At 69.5% G+C, this 5,483-nt stretch carries 4 protein-coding genes; all 4 read right to left on the bottom strand.

The features are described from left to right. Nucleotides 1–150 precede the first annotated feature (150 nt). On the bottom strand, nucleotides 151–1,203 hold the full coding sequence (locus ACWCO3_RS30795; RefSeq protein ID WP_145779464.1) for a substrate-binding domain-containing protein: 1,053 nt from the start codon (nucleotides 1,201–1,203) through the stop codon (nucleotides 151–153). Nucleotides 1,204–1,301: 98 nt separating this feature from the next. Continuing rightward, a complete protein-coding gene (locus tag ACWCO3_RS30800) occupies nucleotides 1,302–2,423 on the bottom strand; it encodes an ABC transporter permease (RefSeq protein WP_145779463.1) in 1,122 nt (373 codons plus the stop codon). After that, nucleotides 2,420–3,928 (bottom strand): sugar ABC transporter ATP-binding protein, encoded by a 1,509-nt coding sequence (locus tag ACWCO3_RS30805; protein ID WP_208745129.1) that lies wholly within the window; start codon nucleotides 3,926–3,928, stop codon nucleotides 2,420–2,422. Before ACWCO3_RS30805 ends, ACWCO3_RS30800 begins: the two co-directional genes overlap by 4 nt. Nucleotides 3,929–4,061: 133 nt before the next feature. Further along, nucleotides 4,062–5,240 carry an ROK family protein gene (locus ACWCO3_RS30810; RefSeq protein WP_145779462.1) on the bottom strand — a complete coding sequence of 393 codons (1,179 nt, stop codon included), beginning with the start codon at nucleotides 5,238–5,240 and terminating at the stop codon, nucleotides 4,062–4,064. Nucleotides 5,241–5,483 lie beyond the last annotated feature (243 nt).

A 5,483-nucleotide genomic window follows, 5' to 3' on the forward strand; every position in this document is an offset into this window, starting at 1 on the left:
CAGCGCCATCCGGGCCCGCGCCGGCAGGTCGAACACGCGGTTCACGGTGCGCCACGCCTGTGAGTGCGCGGCGCCCATGAACGCGTAGCCGACCATGCCGACCCGCAGTTCTTTGTCTGTCGTGGACAAGGTGGGTCTCCCCCCGGTATGTCAGAACCCGAGCTTGTCGTAGCTGCTCGCGTTCTCCTTGGTGATCGTCTCGGAGGCCAGGGTCACTTCCTTGGGCACCTGGAGCTCCGTCAGGTCGCCCAGGCCACGCCCCTGCGCGATGAGCCGCGCCAGCGAGACGGCCGAGGAGGCCATCGACGGGTTGTAGGTGACCGTCGCCTTGAGCACGGTGTTGTCGGCCTTGATCGCGTCGATCGCGAGCTTGGAGCCGGCGCCGCCGACCATGAAGAACTCGGAACGGTTGGCCTGCTTGATGGCGGCCAGCACGCCGATGCCCTGGTCGTCGTCGTGGTTCCAGATCGCGTCGATCTTCGGCAGCGCCTGGAGCAGCTGGGACGCCTCACGCTGGCCGCTGTCGGAGGTGAACTCGGCCGAGCGACGGTTCCGCACCGTGAAGCCGTAGGTCGCCAGGGCGGCCTTGAAGCCTTCGCTGCGCTCGACGGTCAGCGGGATCTCCAGACCGGCGATCTCACCGATGACCGGGTTGGCGACACCCTTGTCCTTGAGCATCTTGCCGATGAAGTGCCCGGCCGAGACGCCCATGCCGTAGTTGTCACCCTTGATGACCAGCCGCGACGCGAGCGCGTCGGGGAAGGCACGGTCGAGGTTGACGATCGGGATGCCGGCCTGCATGGCCTGGAGGGCAACAGCGTTGACCTCCTTGCCGTCGTGCGGCAGCACGACGATGATGTCCGGCTTCTGGGCGATCAGGGTGCCGAGCGTGGAGCGCTGGGCCTCGGAGTTCGACCCACCGTCGACCTCCTTGAACTCCACGTCCGAGTAGGCCGCCGCCTGGGCCTTGGCGTTGGCGTGGATGGCACCCATCCAGCCGTGGTCGGCGGCCGGCGCGGAGAAGCCGATGACGACCTTCTTGCCGGGGGCGTTGTTGCCCTCGCCGCCGCCCGCGGCCTTGGTCTGGGTGCTGGCAGCCGGTGTCTCGTTGCTGGTGCAGGCGGTCAGCAGGGTGGCGGCGCCAACTGCGGCCCCGCCGAAGAGCAACCGGCGGCGCGACAGGTCGCGACTGTGCTGGGTCATGAACGACCTCCTGGAAGCGGTATCTGACTGATTGAGGGTGTGCGAGGCCCCGCCAGCGTCGAAAGTTTCGACGTGGCCAGGGACAACGGTGCGGTGCGTCAGGCGGTGGTGACCCTGTTCCGCGCGAGGAGCCGAGTGACTGACTTGTACTGGAACTGCTGGATCAAGACGGCGGCGACGATGATGCCGCCCTTGACCATGTTCTGCGCCTCGATGGAGAGGCCGTTGATGGCGAAGAGGTTCGTGATCGTGGCGAAGATGATGACGCCGAGCAACGAGCCGACGATCGTGCCGCGACCCCCGCTGAGCAGCGTCCCGCCGATGATCGCCGCGGCGATCGCGTCCAGCTCGTACAGGTTGGCCATCGCCGCCTGCGCCGAGGTGGCCTGCGAGGTGAGCATGATGGCGGCGATGCCGCAGCAGAGACCGGAGAGCGCGTAGAGCAGCATGGTGTGCCGCCGGACGTTGATGCCGGCCAGCCGTGCCGCCTCCGGGTTGCCACCGACGGCGATCGTCCGCCGGCCGAAGGTCGTCCGGTTGAGCAGGACCCACCCGGCCAGGACCACCGCGCCGAGGATGTAGACGAGGATCGGGATCCCGATCACCTTGCGCGCCGCGATGTCGTTGATGAAGGTGCTGCTCGACACCTGGGTCTGCTTGTTGGAGATCGACGCCGCGAGCCCTCGCGCGGCCACCAGCATCGCGAGCGTCGCGATGAAGGGGACCAACCGGCCGTACGAGATGAGCACGCCGTTGACCAGGCCGACGCAGATGCCGACCACCAGGGCGGTGAAGATCATGCCGCCGGCGCCGAAGTTCTGGGTGGCGACGGTGGTGCACCAGACGCCGGCCAGCGCGACGATCGCACCTACCGACAGGTCGATGCCGCCGCCGATGATCACGAAGGTCATCCCGACGGTGACCACACCGACGACCGAGGCGAGCTGGAGGATGGCCAGGACGTTGTTCCACACCCAGTTCGGGTCGCCGTACAGGTCCGGCTTCGTGATCGCACCGACCACGATGAGCGCCGCCAGCACCCCGATCAGACCGAGGTTGCGCTTGGCGCCGTCGCCGCCGTCCCCCCGCCACCAGGAGAGCCGGCCCGAAGTTGCTTTATCGCTGGCCACCGCCGTCTCCGCCGGGTCCACCGGCGGCGACTGTGCCGGAAGCTGCGGGCGCTCCGGTGTCGCGGTGGGAGTGGGAGTCGCGTCGCTCATGCCGGTGCGCCTTCCATCAAGGACCCCGCCATCACGAGGTCAAGCACAGTGTTCTCGTCGAGTTCGCCGGCCGCGGCTTCGCGGACGACACGCCCTTCCCGCATCACCAGCACCCGGTCGGCCAGACCCAGCACCTCGGGCACCTCGCTGGAGACCAGCAACACCCCGACGCCCTGCGCGGCCAACGACCGGATGACCTGGTAGAGCTCAGCCCGGGCGCCCACGTCCACGCCCCGGGTGGGCTCATCGAGCAGCAACAGCTTGGTGCCGCCGAGCAACCACCGCCCGACCACCACCTTCTGCTGGTTGCCGCCGGACAGCGTGCGTACCGGCCGGTCGACGTCCCGGGGCCGCAGCTCCAGGGTCTCGGCGATCCGGTCCGCCTCGGCGCGTTCCTTGGCGGCGTCGGTGAAGCCGAGCCGCGCGTACCGGCCGAAGGTGGCCAGCGTGACGTTGCGGTAAATCGGTTCACCGAGCAGCAGAGCCTGGCTCTTGCGTTCCTCCGGCGCCATCCCCATGCCGGCCCGGACCGCCGAGCCGACGCCGGGACGCAGCACCTGCCCGTTCATCCGAACCTGACCGGCCTCCGGGAGACGAGCACCGTAGATCGTCTCCAGCAGCTCGGACCGCCCCGAGCCGACCAGCCCCGCGATGCCGACGATCTCCCCGGCACGCACGTTCAGCGAGACGTCGGCGAACTCACCGGTGCGGGTCAACCCCTCCACCTGGAGCAGGTCGTCGCCGACGCCGTCGTCGACCGGCCGGTCCGGGAAGACGTACTCGATGGTCCGGCCGGTCATCCGGCTGACCAGGTCGCGGGTCGGGGTGTCGCGCGCCGGCAGGTTCGCCGCCGTGGTCCGACCGTCCTTGAGTACGGTGACCCGGTCCCCGATCTCGCGGATCTCCTCGAGCCGGTGCGAGATGTAGATGACGGCGATGCCCTGCGCGGTCAGCTCCCGGATGATCCGGAACAGGTTGCCGACCTCGTCGTGGGCCAGCACCGCGCTCGGCTCGTCCATGATGATCAGTCGGGCCTCGTGCGACAGTGCCCGGGCCATGCTGACGATCTGCTTGCCCGCCGCCGGCAGCGACCGGACCATCCGTCCGGGCGGAATCTCGGCGTGACCGAGCCGGCCGAGGATCTGCCGGGTGTGCCGAGCCATCCGACCGCGCTGGACGAACCCGAAGTTGCGGTACTCGTGGCCGAGGAAGGCGTTCTCCGCCACCGACAGGTCCTCGACGAGGTCGAGCTCCTGGTAGATGGTGGCGATGCCGGCCTTCATGGCGGCCTGCGGGTTGGCGAAGGTCGCCGGTTCACCGCGCCACTCCACCTGCCCCGAATCCGGTTGGTGCACGCCGGCGAGCACCTTGATCAGGGTGGACTTGCCCGCGCCGTTCTGCCCGAGCAGGCAGTGCACCTCGCCGGCACGCACCTCCAGCTGCACACCGTCCAGTGCGCGTACGCCGGGGAAGGTCTTGACCAGATCGGTGAGGCGCAGGACCACCTCGCCCGCGACGGTGTCGGCGGGAGCCTCGACCAGCGGTGCCTCGGCGACGGCCTCGGCCGACGCGGTGGCGGGGTCATCCTCGGGCAGAGCCACAGTCTCCTCCTCGCTCACGACAGGATCTCGGTCAACTTCATGCGGCTTCCGCGAAGGCGACGTCGCTGGCAAGCACTGCCGCTCCGGCGACGCCGGCTCGGCCACCGAGCTCGGACAGCACGACCGGCAGGTTGCCGGTGGCCAACGGCAGCGAACGGCGGTAGACCACGCTGCGGATCTCGGCGAGCAGGATGTGCCCGAGCTGGGCGAGCCCGCCGCCGATCACGATCATCGACGGATTGGTGAAGCTGACCAGGCCGGCGAGCACGCCGCCGACCCGCCGTCCGCCGTCACGGATCAGCTGGATGCAGGTCACGTCCCCCTCGACGGCACCCTCGGCGACGTCGAGGGCGGTCACCACACCGCGTAGGGACATCCGCTCGGCCAGCGCCGGCGACGCCCCACTGCGGGCCGCGGCGGTGGCGTCCTTGGCCAGCGCCGCACCGCTGAACAGCGCTTCGAGGCAGCCGATGTTGCCGCACGAACACATCGGACCGTGCGAGTCGACCTGGATGTGGCCGATGTCGCCGGCGCAGCCGTCGGTGCCCCGGTAGACCTCGCCGGTGAGGTAGATGCCGCACCCGATGCCGGTGCCGATCTTCACGAAGAGGAAGTCGTCCACCGAGTGGGCGACCCCACCGTGCCGCTCACCGATCGCCATGATGTTGACGTCGTTGTCGACCACCGCCGGGCAGCCGTGCTCCCGGCTGAGCAGCTCACGCACCGGGTACCGGTCCCAGCCCGGCATGATCGGCGGCGAGACCGGGACGCCGTCCCGAAAACTGACCGGGCCGGGTACGCCGATGCCTACCGCGTCCAGCCGCTCGTACGCCCCGTCGACCCGGGCCTTGTGCAGCAGTTCGTTGACCCGTTGCAGGGTCACCTTCGGACCGTTACGGATGTCGGCGGCCTCGCCGTAGTGGGCCACCGGTTCGAGGCGGCCGTTGACCACCTCGATGTCCATCGAGCTGGCACCGAGGTCGACGGCGGCGAAGCGCAGCTTCGGGTTCAGCTCGACCAGCGTCGAGCGACGCCCACCCCGGGAGGCGGCGAGCCCGGCCTCGGCGACGTAGCCCAGGGCGACCAGACGATCCAGCTCGGCCAGCATGCGCGGGCGCGGCATCTGGAGGCGGTCGCCCAGCTCGGCCCGCGACACGGCTCCCTCGTCGCGGAGCAACCGCAACAGTCGCACGTGTAGGGGGTCGACCGTTCGCACCGGGAGCCGCCTCTGCATTGGCATCGTTCACATCGACGCAATGCCGATGTGTTGTGTCCGACACAGTAGGAGCGCTCGCATCACCTGTCCAGAGCTTCGGCTGTTCCGACGCTAACTTTTGCTCAAACGGACAGAAGTTTTGGTCGTGCCTGCGGAGGGTGCACCAGCGGCGGCGTGCATCAGCCCCTCGCCCCTCGCGCCCCGCGCCCCGCGCCCCGCGCCCCGCGCCCCGCGCCCCGCGCC

It is taken from the genome of Micromonospora sp. NPDC002411, assembly GCF_053592955.1.